Origin of the sequence: Candidatus Roseilinea sp. NK_OTU-006 (assembly GCF_012931985.1) — a bacterium.
In the GTDB taxonomy this organism is placed as follows: Bacteria; Chloroflexota; Anaerolineae; order J036; family Brachytrichaceae; genus JAAFGM01.
Genome location: NZ_JAAFGM010000021.1, coordinates 21,554 through 34,383, shown reverse-complemented (window position 1 = coordinate 34,383; position 12,830 = coordinate 21,554). Strand labels below are relative to the sequence as shown.

Here is a 12,830-nt window from a genome sequence, read left to right as displayed (position 1 = left end):
TCATCCGTCGTCACGAATCCCCCATCGTGGTTCATGCATCGTGACGGATGATTCACTTACGCAAAGACAATCTCATCGGCATGGCCGTTGCGGCGCGGGCAGAACCCCTGGACGTTCCCCTCGGGGTCCATCGGCTTGCCGCACAACGGGCAGATGGGGCGACCCTTGGCGACGACCTCCAAGCCGTGCCGGCTGAGGGCGTCTATCTGCGCCCGCGAACAGAACAAGCGAATCATGGTGGCTTCTTCTTGATCCACGTCTTCGGGCAGCAGTTCGGTCAAGACCAGGACGATGAGATCGTTCTTCTCGTCGTATCCCAGGCCCATCTGGCCGACGCGAAAGATCGGCGTGAATGGCTGTTCGAGTTCCATATCCGTGTTCAGGCGAGCGTAGTTCGCGCCTTTGGGGTATTTGACCCGTAGCTCGTCCAGCCATTGTTGTAAAGCCAGGCATAGAGCCGAGACCTGCTCCTTCTCACAGATGAGCGTGACCAGTTCTGACCCCTTGCGCGCTTGGATGTAGAACGTGCGTCGGCCGGGTTCGCCGATGGCGCCGACGGTCACGCGGGAGACGGGGTTCAGGTCTATCGCGCGGTTAGGCATACACACAGATTCTACTACTGTGTTACCATCATCCCGAGCATTCATCCGGTGTTATCTAGGCTTTATCTTGCAACGTGAGGACGGAATCATCTATCCTGTTTGGGCTGCGCATCTGCGGTGCAGTGGTCTGCGGCCTCATCGGCTGGTCGCTCGGCGATGTGATCAGCGTCTATTTCCCGCCGCCTCTTACCAACTATGTCATCGCACACGTCATCACCATGACGGCGCTCGGACTGATCGGCGCGCTGCTGTTCCCGCTGGCGTTCGGCAAGCCGCTTACACAGCTCTACCATCGCATCGCCAGCCTGAGCGCTTCGCAGATCATCGCCAGCTTTATGGGCCTGGGCGCCGGGCTGTTGCTGGCGGCGCTGTTGGCCTTTCCGCTGGCGCGTTTGCCGGAGCCGTTCGGTCCGGTGTTGCCCTTTCTGGCGGCGGTGGGCTTTGGCACGCTCGGCCTCGGCATCATGAGCCTGCGCTATCGCGAGCTGTTCCAAATCCTCAACATCAAACTGCCGGCGAGCAGGCCGGAGGAGTCGCCCATCCCGATGCGCGAGCCGCTGTTGCTCGACACCAGCGTGATCATTGATGGGCGCATCGCGGACGTGAGCAACACCGGCTTCTTGCGCGGCGAGCTGATCGTGCCGCGATTCGTGTTGAACGAGCTTCAGTTCGTCGCGGATTCGGCCGATGCCATGCGCCGGGCGCGCGGGCGGCGCGGGCTGGAAGTGCTCAAGCGCCTGCAGAAGGAATCCCCTTGGCCCGTGCGGATCGTGGACAACGATCCGCCCGATGCGCAACGGGTGGACGAGAAGCTGATTATGCTGGCCAAGCAATGGAACTGCCCGATTGTGACCAACGATTACAACCTCAACAAGGTGGCGTCGTTGCAGGGCGTGACCGTGCTCAACATCAACGAGCTGGCCAATGCAGTGAAGACGGTCGTGCTGCCGGGCGAATCGCTGCATCTTCAGATCATCCAACCCGGTCGAGAGGCCGGCCAGGGTGTGGGCTACCTGGAAGATGGCACGATGGTGGTCGTCGAAGAAGGTCTGGCGTATCTCGACCGATCCATCGAGGTGAGCGTGACCAAAGTGCTGCAGACGGCCGCCGGCCGCATGATTTTCGCCAAGCCGCTTCCCGCAGGACGGGAGACGGTCGGCACCAGCCCCGCGACCTCCGAATCACGCATTCCCTCTAACTATCGCTGATCGCTGCTAAATCATGAGCTTGATCATCTACAACGTACTCAAACGCGAAAAGGAACCCTTTCGCCCCATTGTCGAGGGGCGCGTGTTCATGTATGTCTGCGGTCCCACGGTGTATGACCACGCCCATCTGGGACACGCGAAGACGTATGTGTCGTTCGACGCCATCGTGCGCTGGCTACGCTACAGCGGCTACAAGGTGCGTTACGTGCAAAACATCACCGACGTCGGGCACATGCTCGACGACGGCGAGGATCGCATTCTCAAAGGCGCCCGGCGCGAGCGCGTGGAACCGATGGAACTGGTTGAGCGCTACATGCGCTCGTACTTCGAGGATATGGATGCGCTGGGCGTCGTGCGTCCCGACATCTCCCCGCGCGCCAGCGCCCACATCCCCGAACAGATCGAGATGATCCAGACGCTTATCGAGAAAGGCCACGCTTACGTCGTCAACGGCTCGGTGTATTTCAGCGTCGAGTCCGATCCAGACTACGGCAAGCTGAGCGGCCGGCGGCTGGAAGAGATGGAGGCCGGCAAGCGCATTGCCGTCCGCGATGAGAAGCGCCACCCGATGGATTTTGCGCTGTGGGTGAAAGCGCCGGAGAACCACATTCTGCAATGGCCCTCGCCGTGGGGACGCGGATATCCCGGCTGGCACATTGAGTGCTCGGCCATGAGCACCAAATACTTGGGCGCCAATTTCGACATCCACGGCGGCGGGATAGATAACATCTTCCCCCACAATGAGGCCGAAATCGCCCAAAGCGAATGCGCGCATGGTGTGCCCTTCGCCAACTATTGGGTGCTGACCGGTTCACTGCTGGTCAACGGCGTGAAGATGAGCAAATCGCTCGGCAATTTCGTCACCATCAAGGACGCGCTCAAGTCCCACCGCCCCGAGGCGCTGCGCTACTTCATCCTGTCGGGCAAATACAGCAACCCGGCCGACTACAGCGCCGAGGCGCTCGATGCCGCCAGTAAAGGCGTGGAGCGGATTGACGCTGCCGTGCGTCGTGTGCGCGATGCGCTCAAACATGCGCCGGAAAGCGGCGATGAGGGCACGCGCGGCCAACTGATGAACCTGCTTGATCAAACCCGCATGTTATTCGCCAGCGCAATGAACGATGACTTCAACACACCGCTTGCGCTGGCTGCCCTGTTCGACATGAGCAAGGAGATCAATCACGCCATCAGCAGCGGCATCGCGACGCGCCAGGTGCTGGAACAAGCGCTGGCCATCTACACGGAACTCGGCGGCGATGTGCTCGGCGTCGTGCGCAGCCGCGCTGCCCCCTCCACAACCGCCGACAGCGAACGCGAGGTGGCGCTGATTGAAATCCTGATCGAGATGCGCAACGAGGCGCGCAAAGCGCGGGACTACGCCCGGGCCGATGCTATCCGAGACCGGCTGGCCAAGCTCGGCATCGTGCTGGAAGATGGGCCGAAGGGCACGAGTTGGCGGATCGCCTCCTAGCTAAGCGCAGGATGGCCTAAGCGTCGGGGTCAATACCGGCGGCGCGCAGCTTGGCGGCGAGGCGTTCGGCGCGCTGGTGCTCGGCCTCGGCGCGCTCGTGCTCCGCATCGGCGCGTTGACGTTCTAGCTCGGCGCGCTGGCGCTCGGCTTCGGCGCGCTCGACACCGCTGGGGATGACCACGCCGTTCCGGTCGCACCAGCGCAGCCAGGTGTCCTCGCGTTCCTCGTAAATGCCGCGCCACAGCGTGACGCCGAGTTGCACTTCGTCGAACCACGTTTCGTCGGTGCGGCGCAGCCGACCTTGTATCAGCGCATACAGGCGCAGCGGCTCGCTGCCGGTGTGCAGCGCCGGATCATAGACGACATAGCGGACGATCCCCATCTGCGCGTAGAGGCGCAGTTTGCCGTCGGCGCGCTTCTCGTCGCCCTCCGCGTTCGAGACGATCTCTACGACGACCTCGGGTGGTTTGCCGTATTCCCAGATGAAATACGAGCGGTTGGTCTTCTTCCAGATGTCCGCCGGCAGGGTGACGTCCAGGCTGAGGAACATGTCCGGCACTACCGGCGGCCGCCGCAGGGCGTAAAACACCCCCACATTGCTGTCGGCGACAAACCGGCGACCGAACTCCGGATGTTGCCATGAGGCGTAGAGGGACTCGACGAGCAGGCGCGCTTGCTTTGCGGAGAAGATGTTGTCCACCGGCGTGTCGTCCTCCGTCACGATAGTCTGCACGAAGCGCTCGTATTCCTCCAGGTACTCCTGGCTGATCCGAGGTAGGCCGTCGGCGCCCGTGACGACTGCCGGCGCCGGAGTCGCTTCAACCGCAGAGGTCATATCAGGGATTCTAGCACTTCACGCCTTGCGGCGCGGGTCGAGGGCATCGCGCAGGCCGTCGCCGAGTAGGTTGAACCCGAGCACGGTGACCATGATGGCGATGCCGGGGAAGAACACCAGGTGCGGCGCGTTGAACACGCTGTTGCGCTCCTCGCCGAGCATTAGCCCCCATTCCGGCGTAGGCGGCTGCGCGCCCAGTCCCAAGAACGAAAGGCCGGCGGCGTCGAGGATGGCCGTGGCGATGCCCAGCGTGCCGACGACGATCACCGGCGTCAGCGCGTTCGGCAGGACGCGCACGAACAGGATGCGCAAGGGCGATGCGCCCAGCGCGCGCGACGCAGCGATGTAGTCCATCTCTTTCACGCTCAACACGCTGGAGCGCACCACGCGCGCGTAGATCGGAATGGAGACGATGGCGACGGCCAGCAGCGTGTTGATCAGCCCTGGGCCGAGCACGCTGACGATGGCGATGGCCAGCAGCAGGCTGGGGAAGGCCAACAGCACGTCCATCGCGCGCATAATTACGTTGTCGGCCCAGCCGCCGGCATAGCCGGCCGCCGCGCCCAGCAGCGTGCCGATCAGGATGGCCGCGCCGGTGGTCAGGAAGCCGATCTGCAGCGAGAGGCGCGAGCCGTACACCACCCGCGAGAACAGGTCGCGAAAGTTGCCGTCCAATCCCATGATCAACTGGGGCTTATTTGAATCGCAGCCCAACAGGTGGATGCACGGTGGGCTACGCCGGCGCAACCCCGATTGGCGAATCTGCTGATCGTAGGCATAGGGCGCGATCGCGTCGGCGAAGATCGCAACGAGCACCAGCAGGGAGATGATGGCCAGGCCGATCTGCGCCGACCGATTGTGCAGCAGCCGGCGCATGGTCCGCGCAAATGGCGACTGCACGCGCAGCCGACTGGCCTCGCGTGCAGTCGCGCCCATACCAGGGGCGGGAATGGACTCTCGCATACCGCCGGTTCAGCTCACGCGAATGCGTGGGTTCAGATAGGCGTAGCTCAGGTCCACGATCAGGTTGACCACGACGAAAATGACGGCGATGAGCACAGTGAACGCTTGCACCACCGGATAATCGCGCGCGGTAATGGCGTCCACGATCTGTGTGCCCACGCCGGGCAGGCTGAACACCGTCTCGGTCAACACCGCGCCGGAGAGCAGACCGCCGATCTGCAAGCCGATGATGGTGACGATGGGCACCAGCGCGTTGCGCAGGGCATGTTTGAGGATCACCAAACGTTCAGTCAACCCTTTCGCGCGCGCCACGCGCACGTAGTCTTGTGTCAGCGCATCGAGCAGTGCCCCGCGCGTCATGCGGGCGATGATGGCCAACGAGATCGTGCCGACGGCCACGGCAGGCAGGATCAAGTGCCGGAGCGCGTCCACAAAGACGTCGAATTTGCTTTGGATCAGCGAATTGAGCAGCACCGAGTTGGAAATGAACAAGACGACGAAGCGCTGTAAGCCCTGCGCGTCTTCCATCCCCCACACCTTCAGCAGCGAAGGCAGGTCCGTGCCCGCGGTCAGCCGGCCTGATGGCGGCAATTGGAGCGGCGTGCCCTTCAGCGCCAGGGCGAAGACATAGGCCAGGATCAAGCCAAGCCAGAACACCGGCATCGAGACGCCGATGTTGGCGAAGATCATCGCGCCGACGTCTACCGCCGTATTGTGCCGCACGGCGCTGATCACCCCCAGCGCAATGCCGAAGACGGAAGCGAACAGCATGGCGAATAGTGTCAACTCCATTGTCATCGGCAGGCGCTCGGCCAGCACGTCCGTCACCGGCCGGCCATTCTTGATGGAAACGCCGAAGTCGCCTTGCGCCACGTTGCCGGCGTAACGCACGAATTGCACAGGGATCGGGTCGTTCAGGCCAAAGCGTTCTCGAAAGGCGTTGCACTTCTCTTCCGTGGCGCGCTCGCCCAGCATGGATTTGCATGGGTCGCCGGGGATCAGCCGCACCAGCACGAACGTGACCACGAGGATGCCGAGCATCACCGGTAGTAGGAGCAACAAGCGGCGGACGAGGAAGCGGGCCATGGGGGCGAGTGGGTCGGTCTGGTCAGCCAGCTTGTCAGGTCGGTCAAGTGGGACGTGACAACCTGACCGACCTGATTGACTTGAACGACTTGACTAACCGTCCGAGACGCTACTGGGCGTTCAAGAACGAGCCGAAGTAGGCCGTCCAGTATTCGAAGCTGCCGGTGCGCCCCTTGTGGTTGGGGTTCTTGGCATCCCACTGCGCGGCCATCGTGGCGACCACGTCGTTGGCGTCGAGCGTCGCGCCGTTGTGGAACTTGACGCCCGGGCGCAGCTTGAACGTCCATTCGGTCAGATCGGCGTTGGACTCATAGCTCTCGGCCAGCGCCGGCTCGACCTCAGCCGTGCCGAGCTTGAAGCGCAGCAGGGTCTCGTAGATCTGGGCGCAAGCGGTGAAGGTCTCGCCGTCGCTCTCGTCGGCGCAGTTTAGGCTGATCGGCTCGGCGTTCTGCACATAGACGAAGGTGTCGCGCGGCGGCGCCATCACGGCGAAGACCAGCGCGCTGACGGGGTTGGCGTGTGCGCCTTCGACATCGGCGCGGAAGGCCAGCGCCGATCCGCCGTGCGCTACCGGAATCATCGGCACGTACTTCTTCAGCAGCTCGTTGACCTTGTCGTAGGCCGCTTGGCGCTTAGCCAGATCGGCAGTGGACGCGCCTTCCTTCAGCAGCGCGACGATGTCGTCATAGGGCTTGCCGTACTGCTTGTTCTCCGGGCCGAAGTGATAGTCCAGGAAGTTCGTGGCATCGGGGTAGTCGGCGCCCCAGCCCAGCAAGTAGAACGCCTCCTTGCCGGCCGTCACCGAGTCGAGGAACGCGCCCGACTCTTTGACCTCGATCTTGACGTTGACGCCGATCTCCTTGAGCTGCGCCTGGATTTCCTGCGCCACGACGCCGGGGTTCGGCAGGTATCCGCGCACCACGTCGCGATACGTCAGCGTCACCTCGAGGTTCTCCTTGCCGGCTTCCTTCAACAGTTCCTTGGCCTTCTCCGGGTTGTATTCGTGCCAGGGAACGTTGGGCGATGCGCCGACGGCGAAGCTGGTCGGCACGAAGCTGGTGGCGACAACCGAGCCGCGCGGATAGTAATCGTCCACGATGCGCTGGCGATCAATGCCGTAGGCGAACGCCAAGCGCACACGGTCATCGTCGAACGGCGGGATGGTGTTGTTGAAGCCGATGTAGAAGATATTGGCCGCTGGCACTTCGATGAGCTTCAGGTCGGCGTCTTTCTCCACCGTCTCGAAGTCGTCCGGCCCGACGTTCGACATGCCATCGGCGTTGCCGGACTGCAATTCGAGCAGGCGCTGCGCGGCTTCCTTCGACCAGCGCAGCACCGCGGTAGGCGTCTTGGCTTTCTCGCCCCAGTAATCGGCGAAGGCCTCGAAGGTGATGCTCTCGCCGCGCTTCCATTCCTTCAGCTTGTAGGGGCCTGTGCCGACCGGGTTCTCGCTGATCTTATTGCTGTCGCCGCCGGTTTCGTTCAGGTAGTCGGCGTCGAGGATGGCGAATGAATCACCGGCGATCTTGTAGGGGAAGGCCGGATCGGGTGAGCACAGGGTGAACTTGACGGTCAACTCATCTACGGCCTCGATGGCTTTCATCTTGCCGCCGTAGTCACAGTTGGGCGCCTCGACCTTCATCATTGCGCTGGCTGTGGGAGCGGGCGCTTCGGTCGCCGCCGGTGCCTCGGTAGGGGCCGGCGCTTCAGTTGGGGTGGGTGCTTCGGTCGGCGCAGGGGCCGGCGCTTCGGTTGCCGCCGGCGCTGCTGGGGCAGCCGGTGCAGCCGGCGCACAGGCTGCCAGCAACAGCGCGGTCACAGCCGCTGCGGACAGTGCGGGCAGAAAGCGGTTCTTCGTGTTCATCTTTCCTCCTTGCATAGCAAAAGCAGAAGAATCCACATGCTCAGGATGCGGCCGAACGAAGCGGCCACGCCTGCGCGAATATGAGAATGAGATTATAGGCCGCATAGCGCATCTGGATAAAATCGGTTCGCGTGCTTAACCGGCGTGTCGGTGCAGACTACACAGTGTTAAACCTACTGAGGTAGAACATCTTTGGCATGGCAAAGGTCTGGATTCCTTCGTTGTTGCGTGGCTTGACGGGCGGTCTGGCCGAAGTGCAGGCCGATGGGGTAACCGTGCGTCAAGTGATCGAGGATCTCGATCGGCGTTACCCCGGGATTGCAGCGCGGCTGATCGAAGCGGATCGCGATCGCCTGAAGCCGAACCTGACGTTAGTGGTGGACGGCGTGAACAGCAAACAGGGGTTGCGCCACCCGGTATCCGAGACGAGCGAGATTCACTTCGTTCCGGCCATGAGCGGCGGCTGCTCCACCCTTCGCTGGCACCAGAGAGAAAAGGCATGTGGACACAACTGCACAGCATAGGTGAGCGTATCTTTCATTGGAGGCGCACGTCTGCATCTGAGCAGGCCGCCGGTGAGACGCCCATGGATACGACGGCTGAACGCGTTCTCAAAAATCGGGATCGGGCCGTAGTGATGTTCATTGTTGCCATTGCGATCAGCGTTGCGGTCCTGCTGCTAAGCACCCGCTTCCGAGATGTGCTGATTGCATTCGGCCAGCTTGGCCTGGTGGGCCTCTTCATCCTGAGCGCCGTGGGCAATGCGACGGTGATCATCCCTGCGCCGGCGTTTGTGGTGGCATGCGCCGCAGCGCCGATCTACGGGGTGCTGCACACGGGGCTGATCGCCGGCGCAGGATCGGCCGTGGGTGAGATGACCGGCTACATGGCCGGTTACGGGGGCACAGCCGTGCTCCCTCAGGGTGAGCGTTACCAACGCTTGCATGACCTCACCGAGCGTTTTGGCCCCGTCGTGGTCTTTCTGCTCGCCCTACTTCCTAATCCCTTGTTCGACCTGGGCGGGCTAGCGGCGGGCGCGCTCAAGATGCATCCGCTCGCTTTCTTGTTCGCTACTTTCTCCGGCAAAGCGGTCCGATTCATGCTGATCGCGCTGGCGTGTCGAGGGGGCCTGCCGTTCTTGACCGGTCTATTCGACCCCAACGCGCCATAGAGGGAACAACAGCCGCCTTTTCGCTCGTCCTCGGATGAACGTCGCCCAGTTCAAATCGCATCGCCTCACCGATCCCATCGCCATCTGCGGTGATCGGGTGTATTCCATCTGCAATCAGCACGGCCTCTTCCCCGATTCCGAAGGCGGTCATGTGCCCGGTGAGATGTGGGGCGTATGGAATCATCCGATCAAGTTACTCGATGGCTTCTGGTTCGGCATCAGCGACGCATTGCAAGGCGCGCCGCGCTGGTTGAGTGAAGCGCGCGAGTGCCGGGCATATCCGGCCTACGTCGAGTTCGAATATCGCTTTGACGCGCTCACCATCATCCGCCAAGACTGCGCGCCGGATGGCGTCGAGGGGATGCTCGTCACGCTCATCATCCGCGCAGCGCAGCCGTTCGATGTATCGCTGCACGCACTCTTTCGCTCGGACCTGCGACCCGCCTGGCTGGGCGAACGCGCCGGCATGCGCGACGACCAGGACGGCACCGAACTGGTGGATGCCTCGGCGCGTTGCGTCTTCACCGACGCGGCTAACCCGTGGGCCTGTGTGGTGGGCGCCGACCTCGCGCCGATCCGGGCGTCCACCGGCAACCTATGGGCTGTCGAGCACACACCGGGACAAGGAACCTCGGTGCATTTCGTTTACCGAGTGCGCGCCGAGGCCCTGGCGGATGACGGCGGCTACGTCCAAACCGTTCGCTTTGCCATCGCCGGCTCGGCGGCATCGCGCAATGAAGCCCTGACGACGCATCGCCGCCTGCTCGCGCACCATGAAGCCTGGCGTGCGGCCAAACAAGCGCAGTGCAATGCCATCCTCGAAACCAGCCAACTCATCACGCCTGACACGACGTTGAACCAGGCAGCCGCTTGGTCAAAGCTGATCAACCAGATGTTCGTGCGCGAAGTGCCGGGCATCGGCCGCGGCGTGGGCGCAGGGCTGCCCGAGTATCCGTGGTGGTTTGGCATAGACCCGGCCTACGCGACGTTGCCGATGTTGCAAAGCGGCCAGTTCGAACTCGTGCGCGATACGCTGCGCCTGCTCAGGTCACAGAGCGAGCGCCACAACCCCGGCGAGCCGGGCCGCGTCATCCACGAACTCAGCACCACCGACGTCGTGTTCAACGTCGGCAACATGGTCGAGACGCCCGCATTCACCCGCGCCGTGCACCAATGCTGGCTGTGGACGGGCGACGACGACTTCCTGCGCGAGATGTATCCCTTCTGTAGAGCTGGGCTGCTGGATTACGCGCTCGGCGCGCACGATCCAGACGGCGATCTGTGCCCCAGCGGGCGCAGCATTGTTGAAACGGTGGAGATGCACGCCGGCTTCGAGACCGTTGACGTCGCGGCATATACCTGGGACGCGCTGGTTCGCCTCGCCGATATGGCGTGGATCGTCCATCCCGACGACGACGCGAAGAAGCTGCGGAACAGCTTGGCCGACAAAGCGGCAGCGCTGGCTCGATGCATTCGTGAGTCGTGGTGGCTGGAAGACGAGGGGTTATTCGCTGACGTGCGCGCCCGCGTGCCAGAAGTGGAGCGCACCCTCGCCGAGTTGGAGCAGAAAGCACGTGAAGAGGAGTGGCTGGAGCTGCGACAGGAGCACTTTGAAGCGGCGCGCCGGCGCTTTGCGCCCTACCTGGCCCGATATGCTGATGCGCCGCGCGATGTTGATCTGCCCTGGTTGCTCCGCCATTGGGTGACCCTGTGCCCGCTCGAAGTCGGCATCGCCACGCCCGAACAGGCCTGTCGCGCGCTTGCCCGATTGCAGAGCGAGGAGTTCTGCAATCCCTGGGGCATGTATCTGCATCCCGACCGGCATGATGTGATGAGCATCAACACCGGCCTGTTGGCGTTAGCGGCTGCGCGCTATGGCTATGCCGATCAGGCGCTGGCCATTGTGAGCAAGCTGACGCGCGCGTTCTCCTACCGCACACCCGGCGCAGTAAGCGAAGCGCTGCCCGGCGATTGGTGCTTCCTACAACTATGGTCGAATGTGGGGCTGGTGTCGCCGGCGATCGAATGCTTCCTCGGCATCCAGCCCCGCGCTGCGGAACGCACCATCACCATCACACCGAATTTGCCGACCACCTGGGATTGGGCCGAGGTACGCCGCCTGCGCATCGGCGATACCCACTTCGATATTCGCATCGAGCGTCTTGGAGCGGACTACCGCGTGCGGGTCTCCGGCGACGACCGATGGCGCATCGAATCGCCGTGCCGTATAGAACGGGGTGCCCTCGGCGATCCCCCGGAGCATTCTGCCGACCGCCGCTCGCCATGCTCAGGATAAGCACCAACCGGCGCTTTCTCATCCACGATGATGGTCGGCCGTTCTTCTACCTCGGCGACACGATCTGGGAGCTTTTTCACCGCTTAAATCGCAGCGAAGCTGAAGTGTTGCTGCGCGATCGCGCCGCTAAAGGCTTTACCGTGATCCAAGCGGTGGTGTTAGCCGAGGAAGACGGCCTGAACGCCCCCAACCCCTACGGCCACTGCCCGCTGGTCGACCACGATCCTGCTCGCCCAAACGAAGCCTACTTCACACATGTAGATGACCTCATCCACATGATGGCATCGCTGGGCATGTGGTGTGGCCTGTTGCCCACGTGGGGCGACAAGTGGAACCGCAAATGGGGAATCGGGCCGGAGATCTTCACACCGGAGAACGCTTACCGCTACGGCGAGTTTCTGGGCAGGCGTTATCGCGATCAACCGATCATCTGGATCCTGGGCGGGGACCGACCGGTGGAGAAGCCCGAGCATCGCGACATCGTGAACGCCATGGCCGCCGGGTTGCGCGCCGGCGACGCCGGTCGCCACCTCATCAGCTTTCATCCAAGTGGCGGACATTCCTCGTCCGAAGACTGGCACACCGCCGACTGGCTGGATTTCAACATGGCGCAAAGCGGCCACGCGCGCAACGCACCCAATTGGGAGCTGATCGCGCGCGACTACGCGCGCACACCGACCAAGCCATGCATGGACGGCGAACCGCCCTACGAAGACCATCCCGCTGGATTCGACATTGCCCAGGGCTACCTGGAGGCCTACGATGCGCGCAAAGCGCTATATTGGTCGCTCTTTGCCGGCGCGCATGGTCACACCTACGGTTGCCACGCGATCTGGCAATGTTTTGCCCCAGGCCGGAATCCGAAGAGTTTTTGCCGCCATACTTGGCAGGAAGCGATGCACTTTCCCGGTTCAGGTCAGATGCAGCATGCCAAGCATTTGCTCCTCAGCCGCCCCTTCCTCTCGCGTATCCCTGACCAATCCCTCATCGTCGGCGAGGCGGGCGCAGGCGTCCATCACGTACAGGCCACGCGCGATGCCGATGGCAGCTATGCCCTGGTGTACTGCCCTGTGCCTCGGCCAGTGACAGTGGACACATCCAAGCTGAGCAGCGACCACTTGAACGTGCACTGGTTCGACCCGCGCCTCGGGGTAGCGCATTATGCGGGACAAGTCTCAAACGACGGCATACACACGTTTGTCCCTCCCCCCGTTGGGCCAGATTGGATACTGGTGCTGGACGACGCCGGCGCCGGCTATCCGACGCCGGGCAGCGCAAAGTGCGCGTGAGCGCGTTAAACCCGGTTAACCCCGCATCGTAAGCGTGGTCAAACG

At 62.9% G+C, this 12,830-nt stretch carries 11 protein-coding genes; 6 read left to right on the top strand and 5 right to left on the bottom strand.

The window, feature by feature from the left end; genetic code table 11:
- Nucleotides 1-56: 56 nt before the first annotated feature.
- Nucleotides 57-602: a DUF3090 domain-containing protein gene (locus GXH28_RS10965; RefSeq protein ID WP_169239067.1), complete on the bottom strand. Its 546-nt coding sequence runs from the start codon at nt 600-602 to the stop codon at nt 57-59.
- 74 nt (nt 603-676) lie between these two features.
- On the opposite strand from GXH28_RS10965, the gene GXH28_RS10960 reads away from it, so the two are divergent.
- Both GXH28_RS10960 and cysS read left to right on the top strand, forming a co-directional pair.
- Nucleotides 677-1,810, top strand: a complete 1,134-nt coding sequence (locus GXH28_RS10960) for a PIN/TRAM domain-containing protein (protein ID WP_320447951.1) — start codon at nt 677-679, stop codon at nt 1,808-1,810.
- Nucleotides 1,811-1,823: 13 nt separating this feature from the next.
- Nucleotides 1,824-3,281 carry a cysteine--tRNA ligase gene (cysS, locus tag GXH28_RS10955; RefSeq protein WP_169239066.1) on the top strand — a complete coding sequence of 486 codons (1,458 nt, stop codon included), beginning with the start codon at nt 1,824-1,826 and terminating at the stop codon, nt 3,279-3,281.
- 16 nt (nt 3,282-3,297) lie between these two features.
- On the opposite strand, the gene GXH28_RS10950 is transcribed toward cysS, so the two are convergent.
- The 4 genes from GXH28_RS10950 to GXH28_RS10935 form a co-directional block, all read right to left on the bottom strand.
- The gene (locus tag GXH28_RS10950) at nt 3,298-4,116 is read right to left on the bottom strand and encodes a Uma2 family endonuclease (protein ID WP_169239065.1); all 819 of its coding nucleotides are present in this window, start codon (nt 4,114-4,116) and stop codon (nt 3,298-3,300) included.
- A gap of 18 nt (nt 4,117-4,134) precedes the next feature.
- Nucleotides 4,135-5,079 (bottom strand): ABC transporter permease, encoded by a 945-nt coding sequence (locus tag GXH28_RS10945; RefSeq protein WP_169239064.1) that lies wholly within the window; start codon nt 5,077-5,079, stop codon nt 4,135-4,137.
- Between the two features lie 9 nt (nt 5,080-5,088).
- On the bottom strand, nt 5,089-6,165 hold the full coding sequence (locus GXH28_RS10940) for an ABC transporter permease (RefSeq protein WP_169239063.1): 1,077 nt from the start codon (nt 6,163-6,165) through the stop codon (nt 5,089-5,091).
- A gap of 109 nt (nt 6,166-6,274) precedes the next feature.
- On the bottom strand, nt 6,275-8,029 hold the full coding sequence (locus GXH28_RS10935; RefSeq protein ID WP_169239062.1) for an ABC transporter substrate-binding protein: 1,755 nt from the start codon (nt 8,027-8,029) through the stop codon (nt 6,275-6,277).
- A gap of 197 nt (nt 8,030-8,226) precedes the next feature.
- Here GXH28_RS10935 and GXH28_RS10930 point away from each other — a divergent pair, with 197 nt between their 5' ends.
- The 4 genes from GXH28_RS10930 (at nt 8,227) to GXH28_RS10915 (ending at nt 12,785) form a co-directional block, all read left to right on the top strand.
- Entirely contained in the window at nt 8,227-8,553 is a 327-nt protein-coding gene (locus GXH28_RS10930; protein ID WP_169239061.1) for a MoaD/ThiS family protein, read from the top strand.
- Nucleotides 8,554-8,666: 113 nt separating this feature from the next.
- Nucleotides 8,667-9,200 (top strand): YqaA family protein, encoded by a 534-nt coding sequence (locus tag GXH28_RS10925; RefSeq protein WP_206156811.1) that lies wholly within the window; start codon nt 8,667-8,669, stop codon nt 9,198-9,200.
- A 34-nt stretch (nt 9,201-9,234) separates the two neighbouring features.
- Nucleotides 9,235-11,496, top strand: coding sequence for a hypothetical protein (locus tag GXH28_RS10920; RefSeq protein WP_169239059.1), 2,262 nt, complete (start codon nt 9,235-9,237; stop codon nt 11,494-11,496).
- The gene (locus GXH28_RS10915) at nt 11,484-12,785 is read left to right on the top strand and encodes a glycoside hydrolase family 140 protein (protein ID WP_206156809.1); all 1,302 of its coding nucleotides are present in this window, start codon (nt 11,484-11,486) and stop codon (nt 12,783-12,785) included. Before GXH28_RS10920 ends, GXH28_RS10915 begins: the two co-directional genes overlap by 13 nt.
- Nucleotides 12,786-12,830: the final 45 nt, after the last annotated feature.

What these genes read in the sequence shown, in the direction of transcription:
- GXH28_RS10930 (WP_169239061.1), top strand. Translation starts at nt 8,227, where the DNA reads ATGGCAAAGGTCTGGATTCCTTCGTTGTTGCGTGGCTTGACGGGCGGT.
- GXH28_RS10940 (WP_169239063.1), bottom strand. Translation starts at nt 6,165, where the DNA reads ATGGCCCGCTTCCTCGTCCGCCGCTTGTTGCTCCTACTACCGGTGATG.
- GXH28_RS10950 (WP_169239065.1), bottom strand. Translation starts at nt 4,116, where the DNA reads ATGACCTCTGCGGTTGAAGCGACTCCGGCGCCGGCAGTCGTCACGGGC.
- GXH28_RS10965 (WP_169239067.1), bottom strand. Translation starts at nt 602, where the DNA reads ATGCCTAACCGCGCGATAGACCTGAACCCCGTCTCCCGCGTGACCGTC.
- GXH28_RS10915 (WP_206156809.1), top strand. Translation starts at nt 11,484, where the DNA reads ATGCTCAGGATAAGCACCAACCGGCGCTTTCTCATCCACGATGATGGT.
- GXH28_RS10920 (WP_169239059.1), top strand. Translation starts at nt 9,235, where the DNA reads ATGAACGTCGCCCAGTTCAAATCGCATCGCCTCACCGATCCCATCGCC.
- GXH28_RS10925 (WP_206156811.1), top strand. Translation starts at nt 8,667, where the DNA reads ATGTTCATTGTTGCCATTGCGATCAGCGTTGCGGTCCTGCTGCTAAGC.
- GXH28_RS10945 (WP_169239064.1), bottom strand. Translation starts at nt 5,079, where the DNA reads ATGCGAGAGTCCATTCCCGCCCCTGGTATGGGCGCGACTGCACGCGAG.
- cysS (WP_169239066.1), top strand. Translation starts at nt 1,824, where the DNA reads ATGAGCTTGATCATCTACAACGTACTCAAACGCGAAAAGGAACCCTTT.
- GXH28_RS10935 (WP_169239062.1), bottom strand. Translation starts at nt 8,029, where the DNA reads ATGAACACGAAGAACCGCTTTCTGCCCGCACTGTCCGCAGCGGCTGTG.